General features: G+C 69.6%; 23 protein-coding genes and 4 tRNA genes. 8 read left to right on the top strand and 19 right to left on the bottom strand.

Annotated features, from left to right (window positions below; all coding sequences use genetic code 11):
• Positions 1 to 43: 43 nt before the first annotated feature.
• From rpoB to ACFYUS_RS00180, 9 genes are all read right to left on the bottom strand, one after another.
• Positions 44 to 3,526 (bottom strand): DNA-directed RNA polymerase subunit beta, encoded by a 3,483-nt coding sequence (gene rpoB, locus ACFYUS_RS00220; RefSeq protein WP_388844016.1) that lies wholly within the window; start codon positions 3,524 to 3,526, stop codon positions 44 to 46.
• A gap of 549 nt (positions 3,527 to 4,075) precedes the next feature.
• The gene (gene rplL, locus ACFYUS_RS00215) at positions 4,076 to 4,459 is read right to left on the bottom strand and encodes a 50S ribosomal protein L7/L12 (protein WP_388844015.1); all 384 of its coding nucleotides are present in this window, start codon (positions 4,457 to 4,459) and stop codon (positions 4,076 to 4,078) included.
• 111 nt (positions 4,460 to 4,570) lie between these two features.
• Positions 4,571 to 5,101 (bottom strand): 50S ribosomal protein L10, encoded by a 531-nt coding sequence (rplJ, locus tag ACFYUS_RS00210; protein WP_030687887.1) that lies wholly within the window; start codon positions 5,099 to 5,101, stop codon positions 4,571 to 4,573.
• 251 nt (positions 5,102 to 5,352) lie between these two features.
• Complete coding sequence (locus tag ACFYUS_RS00205; RefSeq protein ID WP_388844013.1) at positions 5,353 to 6,288, bottom strand: hypothetical protein; 936 nt, start codon at positions 6,286 to 6,288, stop codon at positions 5,353 to 5,355.
• A 117-nt stretch (positions 6,289 to 6,405) separates the two neighbouring features.
• A complete protein-coding gene (rplA, locus tag ACFYUS_RS00200) occupies positions 6,406 to 7,134 on the bottom strand; it encodes a 50S ribosomal protein L1 (protein ID WP_388844011.1) in 729 nt (242 codons plus the stop codon).
• A gap of 77 nt (positions 7,135 to 7,211) precedes the next feature.
• The gene (gene rplK, locus ACFYUS_RS00195; protein WP_030687894.1) at positions 7,212 to 7,646 is read right to left on the bottom strand and encodes a 50S ribosomal protein L11; all 435 of its coding nucleotides are present in this window, start codon (positions 7,644 to 7,646) and stop codon (positions 7,212 to 7,214) included.
• A gap of 158 nt (positions 7,647 to 7,804) precedes the next feature.
• Positions 7,805 to 8,686: a transcription termination/antitermination protein NusG gene (gene nusG / locus ACFYUS_RS00190; RefSeq protein ID WP_388844009.1), complete on the bottom strand. Its 882-nt coding sequence runs from the start codon at positions 8,684 to 8,686 to the stop codon at positions 7,805 to 7,807.
• A 44-nt stretch (positions 8,687 to 8,730) separates the two neighbouring features.
• The gene (gene secE, locus ACFYUS_RS00185) at positions 8,731 to 9,018 is read right to left on the bottom strand and encodes a preprotein translocase subunit SecE (protein ID WP_388844007.1); all 288 of its coding nucleotides are present in this window, start codon (positions 9,016 to 9,018) and stop codon (positions 8,731 to 8,733) included.
• A gap of 105 nt (positions 9,019 to 9,123) precedes the next feature.
• Positions 9,124 to 9,196 (bottom strand) — tRNA-Trp (locus ACFYUS_RS00180).
• Positions 9,197 to 9,401: 205 nt separating this feature from the next.
• Here ACFYUS_RS00180 and ACFYUS_RS00175 point away from each other — a divergent pair.
• Together ACFYUS_RS00175 and ACFYUS_RS00170 are read left to right on the top strand one after the other, a co-directional pair.
• Complete coding sequence (locus ACFYUS_RS00175) at positions 9,402 to 10,628, top strand: pyridoxal phosphate-dependent aminotransferase (protein WP_388844005.1); 1,227 nt, start codon at positions 9,402 to 9,404, stop codon at positions 10,626 to 10,628.
• A gap of 152 nt (positions 10,629 to 10,780) precedes the next feature.
• A complete protein-coding gene (locus ACFYUS_RS00170) occupies positions 10,781 to 11,800 on the top strand; it encodes an adenosine deaminase (RefSeq protein ID WP_388844003.1) in 1,020 nt (339 codons plus the stop codon).
• 60 nt (positions 11,801 to 11,860) lie between these two features.
• Here the strand turns inward: ACFYUS_RS00170 and ACFYUS_RS00165 are convergent, their stop codons facing one another.
• From ACFYUS_RS00165 to ACFYUS_RS00125, 9 genes are all read right to left on the bottom strand, one after another.
• Positions 11,861 to 13,141, bottom strand: coding sequence for an RNA-guided endonuclease InsQ/TnpB family protein (locus ACFYUS_RS00165; RefSeq protein ID WP_388844001.1), 1,281 nt, complete (start codon positions 13,139 to 13,141; stop codon positions 11,861 to 11,863).
• Positions 13,142 to 13,307: 166 nt separating this feature from the next.
• Positions 13,308 to 14,462 carry a UDP-N-acetylmuramate dehydrogenase gene (locus ACFYUS_RS00160; protein ID WP_388845923.1) on the bottom strand — a complete coding sequence of 385 codons (1,155 nt, stop codon included), beginning with the start codon at positions 14,460 to 14,462 and terminating at the stop codon, positions 13,308 to 13,310.
• A 20-nt stretch (positions 14,463 to 14,482) separates the two neighbouring features.
• On the bottom strand, positions 14,483 to 16,015 hold the full coding sequence (locus tag ACFYUS_RS00155) for an MFS transporter (RefSeq protein WP_388843999.1): 1,533 nt from the start codon (positions 16,013 to 16,015) through the stop codon (positions 14,483 to 14,485).
• A 111-nt stretch (positions 16,016 to 16,126) separates the two neighbouring features.
• Positions 16,127 to 16,696 carry a TetR/AcrR family transcriptional regulator gene (locus ACFYUS_RS00150; protein WP_388843998.1) on the bottom strand — a complete coding sequence of 190 codons (570 nt, stop codon included), beginning with the start codon at positions 16,694 to 16,696 and terminating at the stop codon, positions 16,127 to 16,129.
• A 90-nt stretch (positions 16,697 to 16,786) separates the two neighbouring features.
• A complete protein-coding gene (locus tag ACFYUS_RS00145; RefSeq protein ID WP_388843997.1) occupies positions 16,787 to 17,215 on the bottom strand; it encodes a MaoC family dehydratase in 429 nt (142 codons plus the stop codon).
• A gap of 2 nt (positions 17,216 to 17,217) precedes the next feature.
• On the bottom strand, positions 17,218 to 17,670 hold the full coding sequence (locus tag ACFYUS_RS00140) for a MaoC family dehydratase N-terminal domain-containing protein (protein ID WP_030687915.1): 453 nt from the start codon (positions 17,668 to 17,670) through the stop codon (positions 17,218 to 17,220).
• A gap of 101 nt (positions 17,671 to 17,771) precedes the next feature.
• Positions 17,772 to 17,936, bottom strand: coding sequence for a 50S ribosomal protein L33 (gene rpmG / locus ACFYUS_RS00135; RefSeq protein WP_003956487.1), 165 nt, complete (start codon positions 17,934 to 17,936; stop codon positions 17,772 to 17,774).
• Between the two features lie 88 nt (positions 17,937 to 18,024).
• A tRNA-Met gene (locus tag ACFYUS_RS00130) sits at positions 18,025 to 18,097 on the bottom strand.
• 44 nt (positions 18,098 to 18,141) lie between these two features.
• Positions 18,142 to 18,214 (bottom strand) — tRNA-Thr (locus tag ACFYUS_RS00125).
• A gap of 205 nt (positions 18,215 to 18,419) precedes the next feature.
• On the opposite strand from ACFYUS_RS00125, the gene ACFYUS_RS00120 reads away from it, so the two are divergent.
• On the top strand, positions 18,420 to 19,700 hold the full coding sequence (locus ACFYUS_RS00120) for an amidohydrolase family protein (protein ID WP_388843995.1): 1,281 nt from the start codon (positions 18,420 to 18,422) through the stop codon (positions 19,698 to 19,700).
• 2 nt (positions 19,701 to 19,702) lie between these two features.
• Positions 19,703 to 20,359: an SDR family oxidoreductase gene (locus ACFYUS_RS00115; RefSeq protein WP_388843993.1), complete on the top strand. Its 657-nt coding sequence runs from the start codon at positions 19,703 to 19,705 to the stop codon at positions 20,357 to 20,359.
• A gap of 90 nt (positions 20,360 to 20,449) precedes the next feature.
• Here the strand turns inward: ACFYUS_RS00115 and ACFYUS_RS00110 are convergent.
• Positions 20,450 to 20,531: transfer RNA gene (locus tag ACFYUS_RS00110), tRNA-Tyr, on the bottom strand.
• 173 nt (positions 20,532 to 20,704) lie between these two features.
• Between ACFYUS_RS00110 and ACFYUS_RS00105 the strand changes: the two genes are divergently transcribed.
• The 4 genes from ACFYUS_RS00105 (at position 20,705) to ACFYUS_RS00090 (ending at position 23,748) form a co-directional block, all read left to right on the top strand.
• Positions 20,705 to 21,196: a YajQ family cyclic di-GMP-binding protein gene (locus ACFYUS_RS00105; protein ID WP_041130732.1), complete on the top strand. Its 492-nt coding sequence runs from the start codon at positions 20,705 to 20,707 to the stop codon at positions 21,194 to 21,196.
• A gap of 107 nt (positions 21,197 to 21,303) precedes the next feature.
• On the top strand, positions 21,304 to 21,858 hold the full coding sequence (locus ACFYUS_RS00100; RefSeq protein WP_388843991.1) for a methylated-DNA--[protein]-cysteine S-methyltransferase: 555 nt from the start codon (positions 21,304 to 21,306) through the stop codon (positions 21,856 to 21,858).
• Positions 21,855 to 22,487 carry an alpha-ketoglutarate-dependent dioxygenase AlkB family protein gene (locus ACFYUS_RS00095; protein WP_388843990.1) on the top strand — a complete coding sequence of 211 codons (633 nt, stop codon included), beginning with the start codon at positions 21,855 to 21,857 and terminating at the stop codon, positions 22,485 to 22,487. The genes ACFYUS_RS00100 and ACFYUS_RS00095 overlap by 4 nt, the downstream gene beginning before the upstream one ends.
• Positions 22,488 to 22,509: 22 nt before the next feature.
• Entirely contained in the window at positions 22,510 to 23,748 is a 1,239-nt protein-coding gene (locus ACFYUS_RS00090) for an APC family permease (protein WP_388843988.1), read from the top strand.
• Positions 23,749 to 23,781 lie beyond the last annotated feature (33 nt).

Raw genomic sequence — 23,781 nt, 5'->3', positions numbered from 1 at the left:
GGGGCCGGCGGGGGCTCATCGCTGAGCCCCCGCCGGACTCCCGTCAGACCTCTTCGACGCTGCTCGGCTCGCGCCGGGACAGGTCGATGCCGAGCTCCTCCGCTGCGCGGAAGACGTCCTCGTCGGTGTCGCGCATCTCGATGGACATGCCGTCCGAGGACAGCACCTCCACGTTGAGGCACAGGGACTGCATCTCCTTGATGAGGACCTTGAAGGACTCGGGGATGCCGGGCTCAGGGATGTTCTCGCCCTTGACGATGGCCTCGTAGACCTTCACGCGGCCGGTCACGTCGTCGGACTTGATCGTCAGCAGCTCCTGGAGGGCGTACGCGGCGCCGTAAGCCTCCAGCGCCCACACCTCCATCTCACCGAAGCGCTGGCCACCGAACTGGGCCTTACCACCCAGCGGCTGCTGGGTGATCATCGAGTACGGACCGGTCGAACGCGCGTGCAGCTTGTCGTCGACCAGGTGGTGCAGCTTGAGGATGTACATGTACCCGACGGAGATCGGGTCCGGGAACGGCTCGCCGGAGCGGCCGTCGAACAGGCGCGCCTTGCCGGACGGGAGCACCATGCGCTCGCCGTCGCGGTTCGGGATGGTGTGCTGGAGCAGACCCGCGAGCTCGTCCTCACGCGCACCGTCGAAGACCGGGGTCGCGACGTTGGTGCCGGGGGCGACCTGGTCGGCGCCGATCGCCTGGAGGCGCTGCGCCCACTCGTCCGCGAGGCCGGAGACGTCCCAGCCGCGGCTGGCGAGCCAGCCGAGGTGGATCTCCAGGACCTGTCCCGGGTTCATTCGGGACGGGACACCCAGCGGGTTGAGGATGATGTCGACCGGGGTGCCGTCCTCGAGGAAGGGCATGTCCTCGATCGGGAGGATCTTGGAGATGACACCCTTGTTGCCGTGACGGCCGGCGAGCTTGTCACCGTCGGTGATCTTGCGCTTCTGGGCGACGTAGACGCGGACCAGCTGGTTCACGCCCGGGGGAAGCTCGTCGCCCTCCTCGCGGTCGAAGACGCGGACGCCGATGATCTTGCCGATCTCGCCGTGCGGCACCTTCAGCGAGGTGTCACGGACCTCACGGGCCTTCTCGCCGAAGATCGCGCGGAGCAGGCGCTCCTCCGGGGTCAGCTCGGTCTCACCCTTCGGGGTGACCTTGCCGACCAGGATGTCGCCGGCGACGACCTCGGCACCGATGCGGATGATGCCGCGCTCGTCGAGGTCCGCGAGGACCTCCTCGGAGACGTTCGGGATGTCCCGGGTGATCTCCTCGGGGCCGAGCTTGGTGTCACGGGCGTCGACCTCGTGCTCCTCGATGTGGATCGAGGAGAGGACGTCGTCCTGCACGAGGCGCTGCGACAGGATGATCGCGTCCTCGTAGTTGTGGCCCTCCCACGGCATGAACGCCACGAGGAGGTTCTTGCCGAGGGCCATCTCGCCCTCTTCGGTGGCGGGACCGTCGGCGAGGACCTGGCCCTCGATGACGCGCTGCCCCTCGTCCACGACGACCTTCTGGTTCACAGAGGTGCCCTGGTTGGAGCGGGAGAACTTGTGCAGGCGGTACGTGATGTACGTGCCGTCGTCGTTGGCGACCGTGATGTAGTCGGCCGACAGCTCCTGGACGACACCGTCCTTCTCGGCCTTGAGCACGTCGCCGGCGTCGGTGGCGCAGCGGTACTCCATGCCGGTGCCGACGAGCGGGGCCTCCGACTTAATCAGCGGGACGGCCTGACGCATCATGTTCGCGCCCATGAGGGCACGGTTGGCGTCGTCGTGCTCGAGGAACGGGATCATGGCGGTCGCGACCGACACCATCTGGCGCGGCGAGACGTCCATGTAGTCCACGTCCGACGGCTCGACGTAGTCGACCTCGCCGCCACGCTTGCGGACCAGGACGCGGGCCTCGGTGAACTGCAGCTCGTCGTTGAGCGCGGCGTTGGCCTGCGCGATGACGAACCGGTCCTCCTCGTCGGCGGTGACGTAGTCGACCTCGTCGGTGACCTGGCCGTCGACGACCTTGCGGTACGGCGTCTCGATGAAGCCGAACGCGTTGACGCGGCCGTACGAGGCGAGCGAACCGATCAGACCGATGTTCGGGCCTTCGGGGGTCTCGATCGGGCACATGCGTCCGTAGTGGGACGGGTGCACGTCTCGGACCTCGAAGCCGGCCCGCTCACGGGAGAGACCACCAGGGCCCAGCGCCGAGAGACGACGCTTGTGCGTCAGACCCGACAGCGGGTTGTTCTGGTCCATGAACTGGGACAGCTGGCTGGTGCCGAAGAACTCCTTGATGGAGGCGACGACCGGCCGGATGTTGATCAGGGTCTGCGGCGTGATCGCCTCGACGTCCTGGGTGGTCATCCGCTCGCGGACGACGCGCTCCATACGAGCCAGACCCGTGCGGACCTGGTTCTGGATGAGCTCGCCGACGTTGCGCAGACGACGGTTGCCGAAGTGGTCGATGTCGTCGGTCTCGACGACGATCTCGTTGCCGTTCTCACCGATCGTCTCGGTCTCGCCCGCGTGGAGCTTGACCAGGTACTTGATCGTGGCGATGACGTCGTCGGTGGTGAGCACGCCGGCGTCCAGCGGCTCGTCGGCGCCGAGCTTCTTGTTCACCTTGTAGCGGCCGACCTTCGCGAGGTCGTAGCGCTTCGGGTTGAAGTAGAGGTTCTCGAGCAGCGTCTGAGCGGCCTCACGGGTCGGCGGCTCGCCCGGGCGCAGCTTGCGGTAGATGTCGAGCAGCGCGTCGTCCTGGCCCTGGGTGTGGTCCTTCTCCAGGGTGGCGCGCATGGACTCGTACTCGCCGAACTCCTGCAGGATCTGCTCGGTGGTCCAGCCGAGGGCCTTGAGGAGGACGGTGACGGACTGCTTGCGCTTGCGGTCGATGCGGACACCGACCAGGTCGCGCTTGTCGATCTCCATCTCCAGCCAGGCACCCCGGGACGGGATGATCTTGGCGGAGAAGATGTCCTTGTCGGACGTCTTGTCGATGGAGGAGTCGAAGTAGACACCCGGCGAGCGGACGAGCTGCGACACGACGACACGCTCGGTGCCGTTGATGACGAAGGTGCCCTTGTTCGTCATGAGCGGGAAGTCGCCCATGAAGACCGTCTGGGACTTGATCTCGCCGGTCTCGTTGTTGGTGAACTCGGCGGTGACGAAGAGCGGGGCGCCGTACGTGAAGTCACGGTCCTTGCACTCGTCGATCGAGTTCTTCGGCGGCTCGAAGCGGTGGTCGCGGAAGGTCAGCGACATCGACCCGGAGAAGTCCTCGATCGGGGAGATCTCCTCGAAGATCTCCTCCAGACCGGACTTCGTGGGGACGTCCTGTCCCGACTCAAGGGCAGCCTCGACGCGAGCCTTCCAGGCGGCGTTGCCGAGCAGCCAGTCAAAGCTCTCGGTCTGCAGCGCGAGGAGGTTCGGAACCTCGAGGGGCTCCTTGATCTTTGCAAAGGAGATGCGCAGCGGGGCGGTGCTTGCGCCGTTGTTCGTATTGGTCGAGGCGTTGCGCGAGGCGGCCAAGAGGGGGTCCTTCCGAGGGCTCGGACTCACTACGCGCGTACCGGTCCCCAGCAACACTTCACGGCAGACTTTTCCTGAGATGACCAAAAGGCCAGGTCAGACGGGGTCGGTCCACGAAGCTGATGCGAAGGTATGCCCCTGGTGACGGGCAGGAGGCAGCTAACAGGCAGCGCAAAGGGTCAGTGTAGCCACTTGGCTCACTGATGTCCAGGGCGACTTCTTCGCGACCCTCGTTGCTCTCAACTCCGCGGTACCTCGCGCCGTGCGGCGCACCTCGATACTGCCCGTTCAGTCGTCGATCCATGCCTCGGAAACGGATCGTTGTGACGACGCGTCCTGAGAATTGCGCGCTGCGTGCGGTTCGTCAAGGCCCCCCGGTCAGCGGGGCGCACGGCGAAGATCACCATACTCCGCTCGCGGCGGCCTTGAGGCCCCCCGCCACGCCCGCTTCCGGGGAACGCCGAAAGGCGACCACCCAGATGGATGATCGCCTTTCGCTGCCCCCGCGTTACACGGGGGCAGAAGTCAGCTCAGCGAGCCGAAACGGTCTTACTTGACCGTGACGGAGGCGCCAGCGGCCTTGAGGGCCTCGGCGGCCTTCTCAGCGGCCTCCTTGGCAACCTTCTCGAGGACCGGCTTCGGGGTGCCGTCGACGAGGTCCTTGGCCTCCTTGAGGCCCAGGGAGGTGAGCTCGCGCACGACCTTGATGACCTGGATCTTCTTGTCGCCGGCACCCTCGAGGATGACGTCGAACTCGTCCTGCTCCTCGGCGGCCTCGGCAACGGCGCCCGTGGCGGCCGGGCCGGCGACGGCGACGGCGGCAGCGGCGGTGACGTCGAACTTCTCCTCGAAGGCCTTCACGAACTCGGAGAGCTCGATGAGGGTCATCTCCTCGAACTGGGCGAGGAGGTCGTCCTGAGAGAGCTTCGCCATGATGGGCGATCCTTCCACTAATTCGGCAGGTGCCGATGTGTCTATAGAGGCGGGCGTAACGGCCCGCTACGACCCGCGCACTAGGCGGCGCGGATCAATGCGCGAGCCGAATTACTCGGCACCGCCCTGCTCGGCGAGCTTGACGCGAAGCGCTTCCGCGGTGCGGACGAACTTCGACGGCAGCGCCTGGAAGAGCGAGGCAGCCTGAGACTGCTTGCCCTTGAAGGCACCGGCCAGCTTGCTGAGCAGAACCTCGCGGGACTCGAGGTCCGCAAGCTTCTTGATGTCGTCGGCGGAGAGAGCCTTACCGTCAAGGACACCGGCCTTGATGATGAGGTTCGGGTTCTCCTTGGCGAAGTCACGCAGGGCCTTCGCCGACTCCACCGGGTCACCGGTGACGAAGGCGACCGCGGTCGGACCAGCGAAGTGCTCGTCCAGTGCGGTGATCCCGGCCTCGTTGGCCGCAATCTTGGTCAGCGTGTTCTTCACCACGGCGTACTGGGCGTTCTCACCGAGAGAGCGACGCAGCGTCTTGAGCTGCGCGACGGTGAGACCCCGGTACTCGGTCAGCACGGCGGCGTTGGAGCTCTGGAACGCGTCCTTGAGCTCGGCCACCGATGCAGCCTTGTTGGGCGTCGGCATAGTGCGTCGGCCTCCTTCCGGGTGATGAGGACCGCTCAGAAGGGGGCTGGACAAAACAAAACGCCCCGGGCGCAGGCGCACGGGGCTGAGCTCGACCGGACGATGAAGTCCGGGAACACTTCCACAGTCACCTGCGCGGGTCGTCCGTTGTCAGCGGATCCTTCGGCCACCGCACCCGGTAAGGGCACAGCAACGACCAGCGGTCTTTGGCTTCTGTGGAAGCGTACGCGACCGGGGCGCCCAGGGGCAAATCAGGCTGTGCCCATCCCCTTGAGCATCTCGAAGAGGTCGAAGGTGTCCTTGGCCGGCGGGGCCTGTACGGCGATCTGGGTGCCGTAGTCGGTGTAGTCGGCCCGGACCCGCATCGTGCCCTCGGCCATGGTCATGCCGATGTCCATGCGGGCCGGGTAGCCGTCCTCGGTGACCCAGAGCTCGGTGTCGTAGCCCTTGAGACCCGTCTTCTTCACGTTGGCGATGAGCTTGTCGTGGTCCTCCTTGGAGAGGAGCTTCGACGACTCGTTGGACTTGAGCATCTGCTCGAAGGTGAGCGTGCCCTTGTAGTGCTGGGTCTGCAGGCCGTCGATCTTCTCGGCGCCGATGTGCTTCAGGTCCGGGGAGTCCAGGAGCAGGGCGAGCTGCTGGGCCGGGTCCTGGTTCATGTTGTCCAGGCCGCCGGTCAGCTGCTTCTGCATCGCCTTGTCGCCGGTGGCCCCGGCCGCGGCGCCCAGGTCCAGCTTCATCCAGCGCTTGCCGTCCATCTCGGCGGCCTGCTTGGCACCCGCGTCCATGTACATGACGTCGTCGAGCATGATCATGCGCATCTGCTCGGGCGCGTCCGGGTTGCCCTTGGAGAGCATGGAGCCCTTCATGGTGATGTCCATCGCCGCCGGGGCCCAGCTCTGGACGCCGCTCATCTCGATGGCACCCGACTCGGCGCCGACGCCCTCCACGCTCATGGTCATCTTGACCTTGGCGGCCTTGGCCTGCGAGGTCTTCTCGTACGCGGCCTGGATGACCTTCGTGGCGTCCCCGTGGCTCTGCGCCCCGGAGGAGGCCTCGGCGGAGGCCTTGGGGGCCTCCTTGGGGGCCGCCTTGGAGTCCCCGTCGTCCTGACAGCCCGCGACACCCGTCACGACGGCCACGGCCGTCAGGGCGACACCGGCACGCTTCCAAGCGGACTTGCTCATCAGAGTTCCCCACCCCTTGATCGAAGTCTTTACGGTTCTTTGAACCGTAACAAAGAGCCGGCCCCGCACCTCCGGAGAGGTGCGGGGCCGGCTGACCACTCAGCGAACCTGTGAGGTTCAGACCGCGGCCGGGTCCTCCTCGACGAGGAGGTTGCGGGTGCGGTTGGAGTCCAGCGGGATGCCGGGGCCCATCGTCGTCGTGATGGCCGCCTTCTTGATGTAGCGACCCTTCGCGGCGGACGGCTTCAGACGGAGGATCTCCTCCAGGGCCGCGGCGTAGTTCTCGACCAGCTTCGTCTCGTCGAAGGAGACCTTGCCGATGATGAAGTGCAGGTTCGAGTGCTTGTCGACGCGGAACTCGATCTTGCCGCCCTTGATGTCGTTGACAGCCTTCGCGACATCGGGGGTGACGGTGCCGACCTTGGGGTTCGGCATGAGACCACGCGGGCCGAGGACGCGGCCGAGGCGGCCGACCTTGCCCATGAGGTCCGGGGTGGCCACAACGGCGTCGAACTCGTTCAGGCGGTTGCCCTTGGAGATCTCGTCGATGAGCTCGTCGGAGCCGACGATGTCGGCGCCCGCGGCGATCGCGGCCTCGGCACGGTCACCGGTCGCGAAGACCAGGACCCGGGCGGTCTTACCGGTGCCGTGCGGAAGGTTCACGGTGCCACGGACCATCTGGTCGGCCTTGCGCGGGTCGACACCCAGGCGGAAGGCGACCTCGACGGTGCCGTCGAACTTCGTGGTGGCGGTCTCCTTGGCGAGGCGGACGGCCTCGAGGGGAGCGTAGAGCCGCTCGCGGTCGACCTTGGCGTCCGCGTTGCGGAGAGCCTTGCTGCGCTTCACTGCTTCTCCTGTTGGTTCAGGTATGGAGTCGTGGTGCGGACCGCGCCGGCCCTACCACTAGGTCAAACGGGGGGTGATCAGCCCTCGACCGTGATGCCCATGGAGCGGGCGGTGCCAGCGATGATCTTGGACGCGGCGTCCAGGTCGTTGGCGTTGAGGTCGGGGAGCTTGACCGTGGCGATCTCGCGGACCTGGGCGGCCGTGAGCTTGGCGACCTTGGTCTTGTGCGGCTCGCCGGAGCCCTTCTCCACACCCGCGGCCTTGAGGATCAGCTTGGCGGCCGGCGGAGTCTTGGTGATGAAGGTGAAGGTGCGGTCTTCGTAGACCGTGATCTCCACCGGCACGACCATGCCACGCTGCGACTCGGTCGCGGCGTTGTAGGCCTTGCAGAACTCCATGATGTTGACGCCGTGCTGACCCAGCGCGGGGCCGACCGGCGGGGCCGGGTTGGCCGCACCAGCGTTGATCTGGAGCTTGATAAGCCCCGTGACCTTCTTCTTCTTGGGAGGCATTGCTCTCTCCGGGTCCTAGTGAGAGTGTTCAGCCCGCCTTCCGGTCATCCGGATGCAGGCATACCGCACAACGATAACGGGTATAGACGTGCGGCCAAAAACCGAGCAGGTCAGAGCGGCTGCGAGAGCCACTCTGACCTGGTCGGAAGACGGTGAGATCAGTTCTTCTGGATCTGGTCGAAGCTGAGCTCGACCGGGGTCTCGCGACCGAAGATCTCGACGAGGCCCTTGACCTTCTTCGAGTCCGGGTTGATCTCGTTGATCGTGGCCTGGAGGGTCGCGAACGGGCCGTCGGTGACGGTGACCGAGTCGCCGACCTCGAAGTCCAGGACCTGGACCTCCAGCTTGCGGGCCGGAGCCGGCTTGCCCTCGGCCTCGGCGGCCTCGCGGGCGGCCTTCTCCTCGGCCTCCGGGGCGAGCATCTTGACGATCTCGTCCAGGGTCAGCGGGTACGGGTCGTAGGCGTTGCCCACGAAGCCGGTGACGCCGGGGGTGTTGCGGACGACGCCCCAGGACTCGTTCGTCAGGTCCATGCGGACGAGGACGTAGCCGGGGAGCTTGTTCTGCTTGATGTTCTTCCGCTCGCCGCCCTTGATCTGGACGATCTCTTCCTCGGGGACCTCGGCCTGGTAGATGAAGTCCTCGACGTTGAGCGAGACGGCACGCTGCTCGAGGTTGGCCTTCACGCGCTTCTCGTAGCCCGCGTAGGTGTGGATGACGTACCACTCGCCGGGGAGGGTGCGGAGCTCCTCGCGGAGCGCGGCGACCGGGTCGACCGGGGCGGCCGGCTCGGCCTCCTCCTCGGCGTCCTCGTCCTCGACGTCCTCGTCCTCGACGTCCTCGACCTCGACGTCCTCGTCCTCGGCGTCCTCGTCGGCCTCGACGTCCTCGTCGATCTCGACCTCGACGTCCTCGTCCGCAGCGTCCTCAGCAGCGTCGACCTCGACGTCCTCGTCGTCCTCGTCGGCGGCCTCGATGATGTCCAGCTCGTCCTCGACGGACTCGGACTCGAAGGCGTCGTTCAGGTTCGCGTCAGACACGGTGGCTGCTTCTTCCTGCGATACAGATGGGGTGGAACAAAAAGTCAGCCGAAGACGTACTTGACTGCTTCCTGGAAGCCATAGTCAATCACGGTGACAAGGCCGATCATGATGACGACGAAGACAATCACCACGGAGGTGTACGACGTCAGCTGGTTCCGCGTGGGCCAGACGACCTTGCGAAGCTCGGCGATGATCTGGCGGTAGAAGAGCGCGAGACGGCCCAGGGGGCCCTTCTTTCCGCGCTTCCCGCCCTTGCGGGACTTCTTCTTCGACTCAGCGGTGTCGTCGTCGGCATCAGGCGTGTCGATGGAGCCTACGGCGTCCGTCACGATGTCTCACCTGATTCCGGGTCGGCCGTGCCGCGCCCGGGTGGAGCCGCACGGCGGTGCAATGAAGTACGTACACATGCGCACAACACCTGGCGGTGTGTGTAGCAGGGCCGGAGGGACTTGAACCCCCAACCGCCGGTTTTGGAGACCGGTGCTCTACCAATTGAGCTACGACCCTTTGTCGGTGCCCCCAACGTACCGCATCGTGAGATGTGGTCGGTGCGGGCCAACGAGGAGTGAGCATACGTGGTCTTGGGCCCCTACGTCGAACAGAAACCGCGCCGACCTGCTCCCGGACGCGCGTACGACCGGTAATGACCGGTCCTGTCCGGTCCGTGAAACCTGCGTGCCGGGCCTCGTCGCGGTCTGGGACGATGGCTCTCATGAGCGCTGCTACCCCTCCCACCGAGCGTCGGGTCTCCGCCCGTATCGGTGCGATCTCCGAGTCCGCCACCCTCGCCGTCGACGCCAAGGCCAAGGCCCTCAAGGCCGCCGGGCGCCCGGTGATCGGTTTCGGCGCCGGTGAGCCCGACTTCCCGACGCCGGACTACATCGTCGAAGCGGCCATCGAGGCCTGCAAGAACCCGAAGTACCACCGCTACACGCCGGCCGGCGGTCTGCCCGAGCTCAAGGAGGCGATCGCCGCCAAGACGCTGCGCGACTCCGGTTACGAGGTCGACGCCTCCCAGGTCCTGGTGACCAACGGCGGCAAGCAGGCGATCTACGAGGCCTTCGCCGCGATCCTCGACCCGGGCGACGAGGTCATCGTCCCGGCGCCGTACTGGACGACGTACCCCGAGTCGATCCGTCTCGCGGGCGGTGTCCCGGTGGAGGTCGTCGCCGACGAGACCACCGGCTACCGGGTCTCGGTGGAGCAGCTGGAGGCGGCGCGCACGGAGCGGACCAAGGTCGTCCTCTTCGTCTCCCCCTCGAACCCGACCGGCGCGGTCTACAGCGAGGCGGACGCCGAGGCGATCGGCCGCTGGGCCGTCGAGCACGGCCTGTGGGTCCTGACGGACGAGATCTACGAGCACCTGGTCTACGGCGACGCGAAGTTCACCTCGCTGCCGGCGATCGTGCCCGAGCTGCGCGACAAGTGCATCGTGGTCAACGGTGTGGCGAAGACGTACGCCATGACGGGCTGGCGCGTCGGGTGGATCGTCGGCCCGAAGGACGTCGTCAAGGCCGCGACGAACCTCCAGTCGCACGCCACGTCCAACGTGAGCAACGTCGCCCAGGTGGCCGCGCTCGCCGCCGTCTCCGGCGACCTGGACGCGGTCGCGGAGATGCGCACCGCCTTCGACCGCCGCCGTCTGACGATCGTGCGGATGCTGAACGAGATCGACGGCGTGTACTGCCCGACGCCGGAGGGCGCGTTCTACGCGTACCCGTCGGTGAAGGGTCTGCTCGGCAAGGAGATCCGCGGCAAGCGCCCGCAGACCTCGGTCGAGCTGGCCGCCCTGATCCTGGACGAGGTCGAGGTCGCGGTCGTCCCGGGCGAGGCCTTCGGCACCCCGGGCTACCTGCGCCTGTCGTACGCGCTCGGTGACGAGGACCTGGTGGAGGGCGTGTCCCGGATCCAGAAGCTCCTGGCCGAGGCGACGGACTGAGCCAGCGACGTCGCCAGATGGGCCACCAGCCGGCGACGTCACCAGGCGGGCCCCCGGTTCTCCGGAACCGGGGGCCCGTTTTTGCGTTCTAGCAAGGTCCCGATCGGGGAAATGGACTTCATTCGTCCATTCGAGTGCGGCAGTATCGGCCAATGGAGCACGTACGCGATCTCACCCTGCTGCCCAAGGCCCATCTGCACCTGCACTTCACCGGTTCGATGCGGCCCACGACGCTCATCGAGCTGGCCGACAAGTACGGCGTGCATCTCCCGGAGGCGCTGAGCAGCGGTACGCCTCCGAGGCTGCGGGCGACCGACGAGCGCGGCTGGTTCCGTTTCCAGCGGCTGTACGACATCGCCCGCTCCTGCCTGCGCGCGCCCGAGGACATCCAGCGGCTCGTCCGCGAGGCGGCCCAGGAGGACGTCAGGGACGGCTCGGGGTGGCTGGAGATCCAGGTCGACCCCACCTCGTACGCCCCGCATCTCGGCGGTCTGATCCCGGCCCTGGAGATCATCCTCGACGCGGTCGACGCGGCCTCGCGGGAGACCGGGCTCGGGATGCGGGTGCTGGTCGCGGCGAACCGCATGAAGCACCCCCTGGAGGCCCGTACGCTCGCCCGGCTCGCGGTGCGGTACGCGGACCGCGGGGTGGTCGGCTTCGGGCTGTCCAACGACGAGCGGCGGGGCATGGCCCGGGACTTCGACCGGGCGTTCGCGATCGCGCGGGAGGGCGGCCTGCTGGCGGCCCCGCACGGCGGCGAGCTGACGGGGCCCTCGTCCGTACGGGACTGCCTGGACGATCTGCGGGCGGCGCGGGTCGGCCACGGGGTGCGGTCGGCGGAGGACCCGCGGCTGCTGCGGAAGCTCGCCGAGCGGGGCGTGACCTGCGAGGTCTGCCCGGCGTCGAACGTGGCCCTGGGCGTGTACGAGAAGCACGAGGACGTCCCGCTGCGGGCCCTCTTCGAGGCGGGCGTCCCGATGGCCCTCGGCGCCGACGACCCCCTCCTCTTCGGCTCGCGGCTGGCCGCCCAGTACGAGATCGCCCGCCGGCACCACGGGTTCACCGACGCGGAACTGGCGGAGCTGGCCCGTCAGTCGGTGCGGGGCTCGGCGGCGCCGGAGGACGTCAGGGCGAAGCTCCTGGCGGGGATCGACGACTGGCTGGCAGTGTGAATGAGCCACCGGGAAGGTCTGCTCTTGGAGTGCTCTCCCCGTGTGTGGGGAGATTCCGCCCTACCTTGCGGTGGGTGGCTTGACGCGGCGTGCGCGTCTGACGACTGCCCTCCCGGCAGCCGGGATGGCCACGAGGCCGATCCGGTACAGGTGTAAGACGTTCCGGGCGCCGTTGTGGTCGGCGTTGCCGGACCATCCGCAGTCCGGGTTCTTGCACACGAACGCGGCCTGGGACTCCCGGCTGCCCGGAGTGGTGTGCCCGCAGACCGAGCAGCGCTGGGAGGTTCCGGGGGCGGGAACCTTGACCAGGTTTCCACCATTGCGGGCGGTCTTGTACGTCAGCATCGTGACCGTGCGGCCCCACGCCTCAGCGGCGATGGCGCGGTTCAGCCCGGCTTTCTGCGCGACGTTCTTCCCCGGCGCATCGATGGTCCCCTTCGCGGACTTGACCATGTTTGTGATGGCGAGTGCCTCAACCACGACCGTGCCGTAGGCACGGGCTATGGCGGTGGTCGTCTGCTGCTGCCAGTCGTTGGCTCGTCGCTTGGCTTTCGCTCGGAGCTTCGCGATCTGGTCATAGGTGCGGTGCGGGCGACGCGAGGTGTGCTCGCCGGGCTTGCGGTGTGTCTTGCGATGAGCGGCGCGCTGCTCCAGGAGCAGGAGCTTGTTCTTCTCCTTCTCGGTCAGCCACTCCCCGTGGGTGAACGTCGTTCCATCGGACAGGGTGAGCGGCACGGCCACACCGACGTCGATGCCGACCTCCGGCCCCGGGTGGGGCTCGGGTTCGGCTTCGACGGTCGTCAAGCGAAAGGCGATGTGCCAGCCGACCGCATCCCGGACAAGTCGGGCTCCGGTCAATCGGTTCTCGGAGCCGGCGGCCTTCCCGACGGGAAGGCCCTTGGTCCAGCGGAACCGCACACGCCCGACCTTCGGCAGATTGACCTGGCCCCACCGCCGGTGCACCCGCTGAACGTGAAGGTCTCGCCCCTGCGGAACATCCACCGACATGGCGGACCTGAACCGGCCCTTGAACTCTGGAGCACCCGCACGACCCTCCCAGCAGTTCTTCCATGCCTGCACGTACGCCTTGAGCACCGCCTGCGCGGCCTGCGCGGGGAGGACAGCAAGGAAGTCGACGTCCTTGCGAGCCTGACGGATCGCGGCGTCCGCGTCAGCGAACGTCCGCTTGTCCTTCGGCATCATCTGCCACCAGGCATGCAGCAGGTTCCACATCGTGCGGGCCGCGTGCGCCTGAGCGTCAGCTGCCGAAACCTCGACAGGCGACAGCGCAAGCCGGGCACGATGCCCGAACTGCCGCTTCACTGTCGCACGCCCACTCACACCCCGAAGCTAGGCCGACCTGACGGCCCCATGTGTCCGATGTTCGCGATTCAGCGAATATCGACTCCAGCGTGTTTGCGTACTTACCTCTCGGAACCATTGTCGGCATGGCGTGATCAGTAACTGCGCCATGGACAGCACTGCCCGGATCGGCGAGCGACAGCCCTCAGATGCTGACGCCCACCGTCACCGGCTCGTTGACGAGGGTGACCCCGAAGGCGTCCCGCACCCCGGCGACGACCTCGCGGGCGAGGGCGAGGAGGTCCTCGGTGGTCGCCTCGCCGCGGTTGGTGAGGGCGAGGGTGTGCTTGGTGGAGATCCGGGCGGGCCCGGAGCCGTACCCCTTGGTGAAGCCGGCCTTGTCGATCAGCCAGGCCGCCGAGGTCTTCACGGCGCCGTCCTCGCCCGCCGGGAAGGCCGGCGGGGTGACGTCCGGGCCGAGCCGCTCGGCCACGCGCGCGAGGAAGGTCTCGTGCTCCCCCGCCGTGAGGATCGGGTTGGTGAAGAAGGAGCCGGCGGACCAGGTGTCGTGGTCGGCCGGATCCAGGACCATGCCCTTGCTCGCGCGGAGTTCGAGGACGGTCTCGCGGGCGTGCGCGAGCTCCACCCGCTCGCCCATCGCGACCCCGAGGGCGCGGGCGGTCTGCTCGTACGCGAGGGGCGCCGACATCCCGTCGGCGTCCTCCAGTTCGAAGCGGACCCGCAGCACGACGTACCGGTCGGGCTGGTCCTTGAAGAGGCTGTGCCGGTACGAGAAGGCGCACTCGGCGTTCGTGAGGGTGACGGTCTCCTCGGCGCGCCGGTCGTAGGCGACGACCTCGGTGAGGGTGGCGGAGACGTCCTGCCCGTACGCGCCGACGTTCTGGATGGGGGTCGCGCCGGCGGAGCCGGGGATGCCGGCCAGGCATTCGATCCCGGCGAGCCCGGCCCCGACGGTCCGCGCCACGGCGTCCGTCCAGACCTCGCCGGCGGCGAGCTCCAGGCGGGTCCCGTCCAGGTGGAAGCCGGTGGTGGCGATGCGCAGCGCCGTGCCGTCGAAGCCCTTGTCCCCGATGACCAGGTTGGAGCCGCCGCCGATGATCAGCAGCGGGGTCCCGGCGGCGTCGGCCTCGCGGACGGCCGCGATCACCTCGTCGTCGGTGGTGGCGGTGACGAGCCGGGTGGCGGGCCCGCCGAGCCGGAAGGTGGTCAGGGGCGCGAGGGGGGCGTCTGCGATCTGCTGCACGGGCTCAAGGGTACGGGCCGTGGTCTCCGCCGGAGGAAAGGCGACGGCCCCGCCCGGAGGGGCGGGGCCGTGCGCGGCGCTGTACCTCTTCGCTATCGGCCCGGACGGGGGCGCCGTCACGCGACGATCAGACCCGGCTTCTCGGCCTCGGTCCCGGCCGGGGTTCCGGCCGCGGACTCGTTCCCGGTCCCGGCTGCGGACTCGTTCCCGGTCCCGGCTGCGGACTCGTTCCCGGTCCCGGCCGCGGCCTCCGCCTCCGCCGCCCGTCGGGCCTGGCGCCGCGAGGGGGTGAAGAGCACCGCCACCGCGGCGAGCGCCACCGCTCCGGCGCCGACCCACAGGGCGGGGACCAGGCCGTCGATGAAGCTCTGGCCCGACTCGTATCCGCCCTGGGCGGAGAAGATCGAGGCCATGACGGCGACGCCCAGCGCACCGCCGACCTCGCGCAGCGCGTTGTTGGCGCCGGACGCGATGCCCTGCTCGGAGGGACGGACGCTGGACATCACGAGGTTGGCCGCGGGGGCGAAGAACAGGGCCATGCCGATGCCGCTGACGACGAAGGCGGGGAGCTGGGCGGCGTACGAGGTGTCGGGGGTCAGGACGAGGCCGAGCCAGGCGAGGCCGAGCGCCTGGAGGGCGAGGCCCGCGGCGACGACCGGGCGGCCGCCGATCCGGTCGGAGAGGGCGCCCGCGATCGGCGCGACGATCATCGGCATGCCGGTCCAGGGCAGCATCCGCAGGCCCGCCTGGGTGGGCGAGTAGCCCAGGACGCCCTGCATGTACTGGCTGAGCAGGAAGATCGCGCCGAACATGCCGAGGAACATCAGCAGGCTGGCCACGTTGATGCCGGTGAAGGCGCGGCTGCGGAAGAGCCGCATGGGCAGCATCGGCGCCTTGCCGTGGATGCCGTGGTAGACGAATCCGCCGAGGAGCGCGGCGCCGGCGATCAGCGCGGTGAGGACGGTGGTGGAGGTCCAGCCGGCGATCGGGCCCCGGATCAGCCCGTACACGATGCCGAAGAGGCCGCCGCTGGCGAGGATCGTGCCGGTGATGTCGAGGCGGGCGCCGGGGCCGTACGACTCGGCGAGCCGCAGCCGGGCGAGCGGCAGGAGGGCGAGGCCGAGCGGGACGTTCAGCCAGAAGATCCACGGCCAGGAGATGTGCTCGGTGAGGCTGCCGCCGATGAGCGGGCCGGCGGCGACGGCGAGGCCGTTGACGGCGCCCCAGATGCCGAAGGCCATTCCGCGCTTGGCGGGCGGGACGGCCGCGGTGAGCAGGGTGAGGGTGAGCGGCATCATGACCGCGGCGCCGACGCCCTGGACGGCGCGGGCGGCGATCAGCGCGTCGATGCCGGGGGCGAGCGCGGCGGCGGCGGAGGCGCCGGTGAAGACGGCGAGGCCGGCGACGAAGAGCCGGCGGCGGCCGAAGCGGTCGCCGAGGGCGGCGCCGAACATGAGCAGGACGGCGAAGGTGAGGGTGTAGGCGCTCACCGTCCATTCGAGGTCGTGCAGCGCTCCGCCGAGGTCCTTCCGGATGGAGGGCAGGGCGGTGGTGACCACGAGGTTGTCGAGGGCCGCCATGAAGCCGGCGACGCTGGTGATGACAAGGGCCCAGGCGGCGGAGCCGCGGCGGGCTTCGGGCTGATTCATTGCTGCTCACCCTTCGGGTTAGTTATTGATGACTAACTTCTACGAGCATGGGTCGGCCTGAACATGGGGCGACCGGTCCCCGGGCCGGAGCCCGGGTGTGTGGCACGCGTCCTACTTCTCCAGCCGTTCGAGCCGGCGGGCGGAGGGATAGAACCCCTCCCAGACCCGGTGCTCGGACGGGAATCCAAGGGCGACGAGGGTGTTGACGAGCATGCCGTACGCCAGGAAGGTCGTGGTCTCGGCGGTGTCCGCGCCGAGCGGCAGGTGGACGGTCTCCCACAGCTCCATCCAGCCGGCCCGGACGGCCTCGCCGAACTCGTGGTCCCCGGCCTCCTCCGCGGCGGCCACCGCGACGTACACCTGCATCTGCATCAGGAGCTGGTCCGGCCGCTCGGCGACGAGCCGGGTGTAGGCGTTGGCCATGGCATGCAGGGCCTCCTCCCCCGACAGCCCCTCGGAGGCCTCCTCGAAGACCCGCCGGGTGTCCGCCAGACAGCGCTCGGACGCCGCCAGGAAGATCGCCTTCTTCCCGGGGAAGAGACGGAAGAGGTACGGCTGCGAGACGCCGACACGGCGGGCGATCGCCTCCGTGGAGGTGCCGTAGTAGCCACCCCGGGCGAATTCCTTCATCGCCGCGCGGATCACGCTCTCGCGCCGCTCCTCTGCACTCATCCTCGTCATGCAGATGAAGTTAGTACTCAATCACTAACTCTGTCAACCCGGGAAGGGGGGCGGCCTCGTCGGGACGGCCGCCCCCTCGGAAATCCCAGGTCAGGCGAGGCGCACGACGGCCCGGGACATGCCCAGGACCTTCTGCCCGGCGCTCATGGCCGTGATGTCGACCCGCACCTGCCGGTCGTCGAGCTTCGCGGCGACCTTGGCGGAGACCTCGATCAGGGCGCCGGTCCCGTCGTTGGGGACGACGACCGGCTTGGTGAAGCGGACGCCGTACTCGACGACGGAGGCCGGGTCGCCGGCCCAGTCGGTGACGACGCGGACCGCCTCGGCCATGGTGAACATGCCGTGGGCGATGACGTCCGGGAGGCCGACCTCGACCGCGAACTTCTCGTTCCAGTGGATCGGGTTGAAGTCCCCGGAGGCGCCGGCGTACTGCACGAGCGTGGCGCGGGTCACGGGGAAGGTCTGGGCGGGCAGCTCGGTGCCGACCTCGACCTCGTCGTAGGCGATCTTCGCGGTCATGGTCAGGCCCCCTCGGGCGCGCGGGAGACGAGCTTGGTCCAGGCGGTGACGACGTGCTCGCCACTGGCGTCGTGGACCTCGCCGCGGATGTCGAGGATGTCGTTGCCCGCGAGGGACTTGATCGCCTCGATGGTGGAGGTGACCGAGAGCCGGTCCCCGGCGCGCACGGGCCGGGTGTAGGCGAACTTCTGGTCGCCGTGGACGACTCGGCTGTAGTCGAGACCCAACTGCGGGTCCTCGATGACGGCGCCGGCCGCCTTGAATGTGATGGCGAACACAAAAGTCGGCGGGGCGATCACATCGGAATGTCCGAGCGCCTTGGCCGCCTCGGTGTCGGTGTACGCGGGATTCGCGTCACCGATCGCCTCGGCGAACTCGCGGATCTTCTCGCGGCCGACCTCATAGGGCGCGGTGGGCGGATAGGTCCGGCCCACGAAGGACTGGTCGAGCGCCATGGACTCGATACCTCCTGGATTTGTTGCCGATGTCGTCGGGGGGAGCCGACAAACGACACGAGGCCGCCCCCGAGTGGGGACGGCCTCGTGTACGAGCCTGATTAGCGCGTCTCGCGGTGCGCGGTGTGCGAGTTGCAGCGGGGGCAGTGCTTCTTCATCTCAAGACGGTCCGGGTTGTTACGCCGGTTCTTCTTGGTGATGTAGTTCCGCTCCTTGCACTCCACGCAGGCCAGCGTGATCTTCGGGCGGACGTCGGTGGCAGCCACGTGAGTGCTCCTTGACGGACGGATGGACGGATGAACGCATAGAAGAGTAGCCGATCGCAGGACCGACCCCACAATCGGCTACTGTCTGTAGCGGTGACCGGACTTGAACCGGTGACACAGCGATTATGAGCCGCTTGCTCTACCGACTGAGCTACACCGCTTTGATGATCCGGATCCCGCCCGAAGGCGGGATCCCTCTCACCAGAGCCCCAATACGGAATCGAACCGTAGACCTTCTCCTTACCATGGAGACGCTCTACCGACTGAGCTATTGGGGCGAGCGAGGAAGACATTACACGGTCTCCGGCCCATCACCCAAATCCGTTTCCCCGAGGCCCCGCGACGGCTCCCATCAGGCGTCCCGTACGCCACTCGTGGCCTCATCGGTACGACTATTGCGCTCCTCCTCGAAGGTCGCTCCGAGCGCCCCTAGGCTCGGCCCCACGCTGCGTGATCTTGATCCTGAAGAGCCTTGAGGAGCCGATGTCAGCCGACAGCAAGCAGCCCCAGCCGCCTGAGGACGGGGCCGCCACCACCGCCGACTCGACCTCGCTCCTGCTCTCCCGCGCGCGGCTCGCCGACGGCCGGACCGTGGACGTGCGGCTCGTCGGCGGCCGGATCGAGGCCGTCGGCACCGCGGGCAGCCTCGCCGCCCCGGGCGCGCGGGTCGACCTCACCGGCTATCTGCTGCTGCCCGCCGCCGCCGAACCCCACGCCCACGCCGACACCGCGCTCTCCGCCGACACCCCCGGCCCCGTCTCGTACGCCCCCGAGGAGGTGCAGCGGCGGGCCACCGAGGCCGCGCTGCTCCAGCTCGGCCACGGCGCGACGGCGCTCCGCGCGCACGTGCGCATCGGCGACGTCCAGGGGCTCGGCCCGCTCGAAGCCGTGCTCCAGGCCCGGCGCTCGCTGCGCGGCCTCGCCGACCTGACGGCCGTCGCCGTGCCCCGGCTGCTCACGGGCGTGGCGGGCGCGGACGGGCTCGCGATGCTGCGGGACGCGGTGAAGATGGGCGCCGGAGTGGTCGGCGGCTGCCCGGACCTCGACCCCGACCCGGCCGGATACGTGGAGGCGGTCCTCGGCGTCGCGGCCGAGCACGGCGTCCCGGTCGACCTGCACACCGACGGGGACGACCCGGCGCGCCTGGCCCGGCTCGCGGCGATGGCGGGCGGGCTGCGGCCGGGCGTGACGATCGGGCCGTGCGCGGGGCTCTCCCGGCTCCCCTCCGACGCGGCGCACCGGGCGGCGGACCGGCTGGCGGCGGCGGGGGTGGCGGTGGTGTGCCTGCCGCAGGGCGGCTGCGGGGGCACGGAGCTGCGCGGGGCGGCGCCGGTGCGGCTGCTGCGGGCGGCCGGGGTGCGGGTCGCGGCGGGCGGCGGGACGCTGCGGGACGTGGCCAACCCGGTGGGCCGCGGGGACCCGCTGGAGGCGGCCTACCTGCTGGCCTCGCTCGGCGGTCTCGCGCCCCAGGAGGCGTACGGGGCGGTGGGCGCGGAGGCGCGGGCGGTGATGGGCCTCCCGGAGGTGCGGGTGGAGGCCGGCTTCCCGGCGGAGCTGCTCGCGGTGCGCGGCGAGCACCTGGCGGGCGTGCTGTCCCTGGCGTACAGCCGGATCGTGGTGCACCGGGGGCGGGTGGTGGCCCGGACGAGCGCGGTGCGGGAGTACTGCGACTCGGCGGCGGCCCTGGACCTGCCGCGCCAGGCGCGCCCGGAGCGGCCGCCCGAGCCGGGAAGCCCTCCGGCCGGACCCGTCGTACGGTCGTGAGTATGCGCATCGTCATCGCTGGAGGACACGGACAGATCGCCCTGCGCCTGGAGAGGCTGCTCTCGGCGGCGGGGCACGAGGTCGCGGGGATCATCCGCGACCCTGAACAGGACGACGACCTGCGGGACGCGGGCGCCGAACCCGTCGTCCTGGACCTGGAGTCGGCGTCGGTGGAGATGATCGCCGCGGTGCTCCAGGGCGCCGACGCGGCCGTCTTCGCGGCGGGCGCGGGCCCGGGCAGCGGGGCCGCCCGCAAGGACACGGTGGACCGCGGGGCGGCGGTCCTGTTCGCCGACGCGGCGGAACGCGCGGGCGTGCGGCGCTTCCTCGTCGTCTCCTCGATGGGCGCGGACGCGTCCCACCCGGGCGACGACGTCTTCGACGCCTACCTCCGCGCCAAGGGGGCCGCCGACGACGAGGTCCGCTCCCGTACGGCCCTGGAGTGGACGATCCTGCGCCCCGGCTCGCTGACGGACGACGCGGGCACGGGCATGGTCCGCCTGGAGGCCCGCACGGGCCGCGGTCCGGTCCCCCGGGACGACGTGGCCGCGGTCCTCGCCGAACTCCTCGACACCCCGGCGACCGCCGGCCTCACCCTGGAGCTGATCGCCGGTTCGGTCCCGCTCTCGGTCGCGGTGAAGGACGTGGCCGGCAACTGACCCCCGGATCCATCCCCGTTCGTTCCCGGAAAGTTCGTCCCCGGAAACGAGTGAAGGCCCCCGGTGCAAGCACCGGGGACCTTCTTCACGTGGCGACGCCAGGATTCGAACCTGGGTAGGCTAAGCCGACGGATTTACAGTCCGCTCCCATTGGCCACTCGGGCACATCGCCATGGGTTCGTTGCCTTGGTTCTCCGCGTTTCTGCGGTGTTCCCCGGCAACGACGTAAACAATACCTGATCCCGGGGGGTGCTTCGCCACCGGATTGATCAGCGGTTCGGTCGGCGGCTCACCCCCTAGGCTTCTGGGGGTACCCCACAGCATCAGAGCAAGGAGCCACGAGTCATGGCCGACTCCAGTTTCGACATCGTGTCCAAGGTCGATCGGCAGGAGGTCGACAACGCCCTCAACCAGGCCGTGAAGGAGATCTCCCAGCGCTACGACTTCAAGGGAACCAACGCCTCGATCTCCTGGTCGGGCGAGAAGATCCTGATGCAGGCGAACGGCGAGGAGCGCGTCAAGGCGATCCTCGACATCTTCCAGTCCAAGCTGATCAAGCGCGGGATCTCGCTGAAGTCGCTGGACGTCGAGGGCGAGCCGCAGCTGTCCGGCAAGGAGTACAAGCTCTTCGCCTCCGTCCAGGAGGGCATCTCCCAGGAGAACGCCAAGAAGGTCGCGAAGGCCATCCGCGACGAGGGCCCCAAGGGCGTCAAGGCGCAGGTGCAGGGCGACGAGCTGCGCGTCAGCTCGAAGAGCCGGGACGACCTCCAGGCCGTGCAGGCGCTGCTCAAGGGCAAGGACTTCGACTTCGCGATCCAGTTCGTGAACTACCGCTGACCTTGCCGTGAGGTCGTGAGGGTGGTGTCCGAATACCGCCAGCCCCGGGCTCGGCGGTCCCCGCACACTGGGTCCGAGGAAGACCCGTGCGGGGAGAGGAACCAGTCATGACCGTGTACGCGTACGTCGACGGCCCCCTGGGCGAGATGCTCCTCGTCGGAGAGCTCGCCGAAGGGGGCCGTGCCGTGCTGCGCTCGCTGTCCCTGCCGGGGCAGAAGGGCGCCGTCGAGGTCGAGGACGGGTGGACGCCCGACCCCGAGGCGTTCGCCGAGGCCGCCCGGCAGCTGGGCGAGTACTTCGCCGGGCGCCGCGACCGCTTCGACCTCCCGCTCGCCGGCGACGCCGGGACCCCGTTCCAGCGGCGCGTCTGGCGGGCCCTGGAGGAGATCCCGTACGGGACGACCGTCTCGTACGGGGAGATCGCCCGGCGCGTCGGCTCGGCCGGCGCCGGGGTGCGGGCCGTGGGCACCGCGATCGGGCGCAATCCGCTGCTCGTGGTGCGGCCCTGCCACCGGGTGATCGGGGCCGACGGGAACCTCCGCGGGTACGCCGCCGGGCTCGACCGCAAGGAGCGGCTCCTCGGGCTCGAAGGGGCCCTGGAGGGAGCCCTGGAGGCCCCTGGGTCCCTCGGGGCCCCTGAGACCCCTGGGACCCTCGTGTGACCGATGACGGGCTCTTCCCCCGCGAGCGGGCCGTGGTGGCGCCCGGGGCGGTGCACGTGCCCGCGTGGCTGCCGTTCGCGCGGCAGCGGGAGCTGGTGGACGCCTGCCGGGAGTGGGGGCGCGGGCCCGTCCCGTACCGGCGGACGGTGCTGCCCGGCGGCGGCGTGATGTCCGTGCGGTCGCTCTGCCTGGGCCGGCGGTGGGTGCCGTACCGCTACCTCGACGCCGTCGGCGTCGCGCTGCCGGACCGGCTGGTCGCGCTGGGCCGGGAGGCGCTCGTCGAGGCGTACGGGGACCACGGCGGTTTCACGCCCGACACCGCGCTGGTGAACTTCTACGCGCCGGGGGCGCACATGGGCATGCACCAGGACCGGGAGGAGCGGTCCGGAGCGCCGGTGGTGTCGCTGAGCCTCGGGGACCGGTGCGTGTTCCGCTTCGGGAACGAGGAGAACCGGGGCAGGCCGTACCAGGACGTCCAGCTGGCCTCCGGGGACCTCTTCGTCTTCGGCGGGGCTTCGCGCTGGGTTCACCACGGGGTTCCCCGGGTGTTCCCGGGGACGGCCGAGCCGGCGCTCGGTCTGGCCGGGCGCCTGAACATCACGCTCAGGGAGACCGGCCTCGGCGCCTGATGCGGCGTCTAATGTGCGGAGCATGACACCGGAACTGCGCCGCTCCCTCGGCCTCTTCGACGCGGTCGTGATCGGCCTCGGCTCGATGATCGGGGCGGGGATCTTCGTCGCGCTCGGGCCCGCGGCCGGCTCCGCCGGCTCCGGGGCGGGGCTGCTCTGGGCCCTCGGGGCCGCCGCCGTCGTCGCGTACTGCAACGCCATGGCCTCCGCACGGCTCGCCGCCCTCTACCCCGCCTCCGGCGGCACCTACGTGTACGGTCGCGAACGCCTCGGCTCCTTCTGGGGATACCTGGCCGGCTGGGCGTTCGTCGTCGGCAAGACGGCCTCCTGCGCGGCGATGGCGCTGACCGTCGGGGCGTACGTGCGGCCGGAGCAGGCGCACGCGGTGGCGGTCGCCGCCGTGGTCGCCCTGACAGCCGTCAACTACCGGGGAGTTCAGAAGTCGGCGCTGCTCACCCGGGTGATCGTGGGGGCGGTCCTGGCGGTCCTCGCGTGTGTCGTCACGGTCTCCTTCGGGGCGGGCGGGGCGGGGCTCCCGGCCCTCGGCGGGGAGGTCACGGCGGGCGGGGTGCTCCAGGCCGCGGGTTTGCTCTTCTTCGCATTCGCGGGGTACGCGCGGATCGCCACGCTCGGCGAGGAGGTCCGCGATCCGGCCCGCACCATCCCCCGCGCGGTGCCGCTCGCGCTCGGCCTCACGCTCGTCGTCTACGGGCTCGTCGCGGTGAGCGTCCTCACCGTCCTCGGCCCCTCGGCCCTCGCCCACTCCCCCGCCCCGCTCGCCGACGCGGCCCGCGCCGCCGACGCCGGCTGGCTGGTGCCGCTGGTCACGGTCGGCGCGGCGGTCGCGGCCCTGGGCTCGCTCCTCTCCCTGATCCTCGGAGTGTCCCGTACGACCCTCGCGATGGCCCGCGACGGCCACCTGCCGACGGCCCTCGCGGCCGTCCACCCGCGCTTCCGGGTGCCGCACCGGGCGGAGCTCGCGGTGGGCGCGGTCGTGGCCGTGGTCGCGGCGACCGTGGACGTCCGGGGCGCGATCGGCTTCTCGTCCTTCGGCGTCCTCGTCTACTACGGCATCGCCAACGCCTCCGCCTGGACCCTCGGCCCCCGCTCCCGTCCCCTCGCCGCCCTCGGCCTCGCCGGCTGCGCCGCCCTCGCCCTCGCGCTCCCCGTGAGCTCGATCCTGGTGGGCTCGGGGGTGCTGGCGGCGGGCGTGGTGGCGTGGTCGGTGAGCCGCGGGCGGACGGTGCCGCCGCAGGCGTAGGCCCGCGGGCAGGCGGGGGCGTCGCGCGGGCTC

Source organism: Streptomyces sp. NPDC004284 (genome assembly GCF_042874035.1).
Lineage (GTDB): Bacteria > Actinomycetota > Actinomycetes > Streptomycetales > Streptomycetaceae > Streptomyces.
This window is presented reverse-complemented; position numbering and strand designations above follow the sequence as displayed.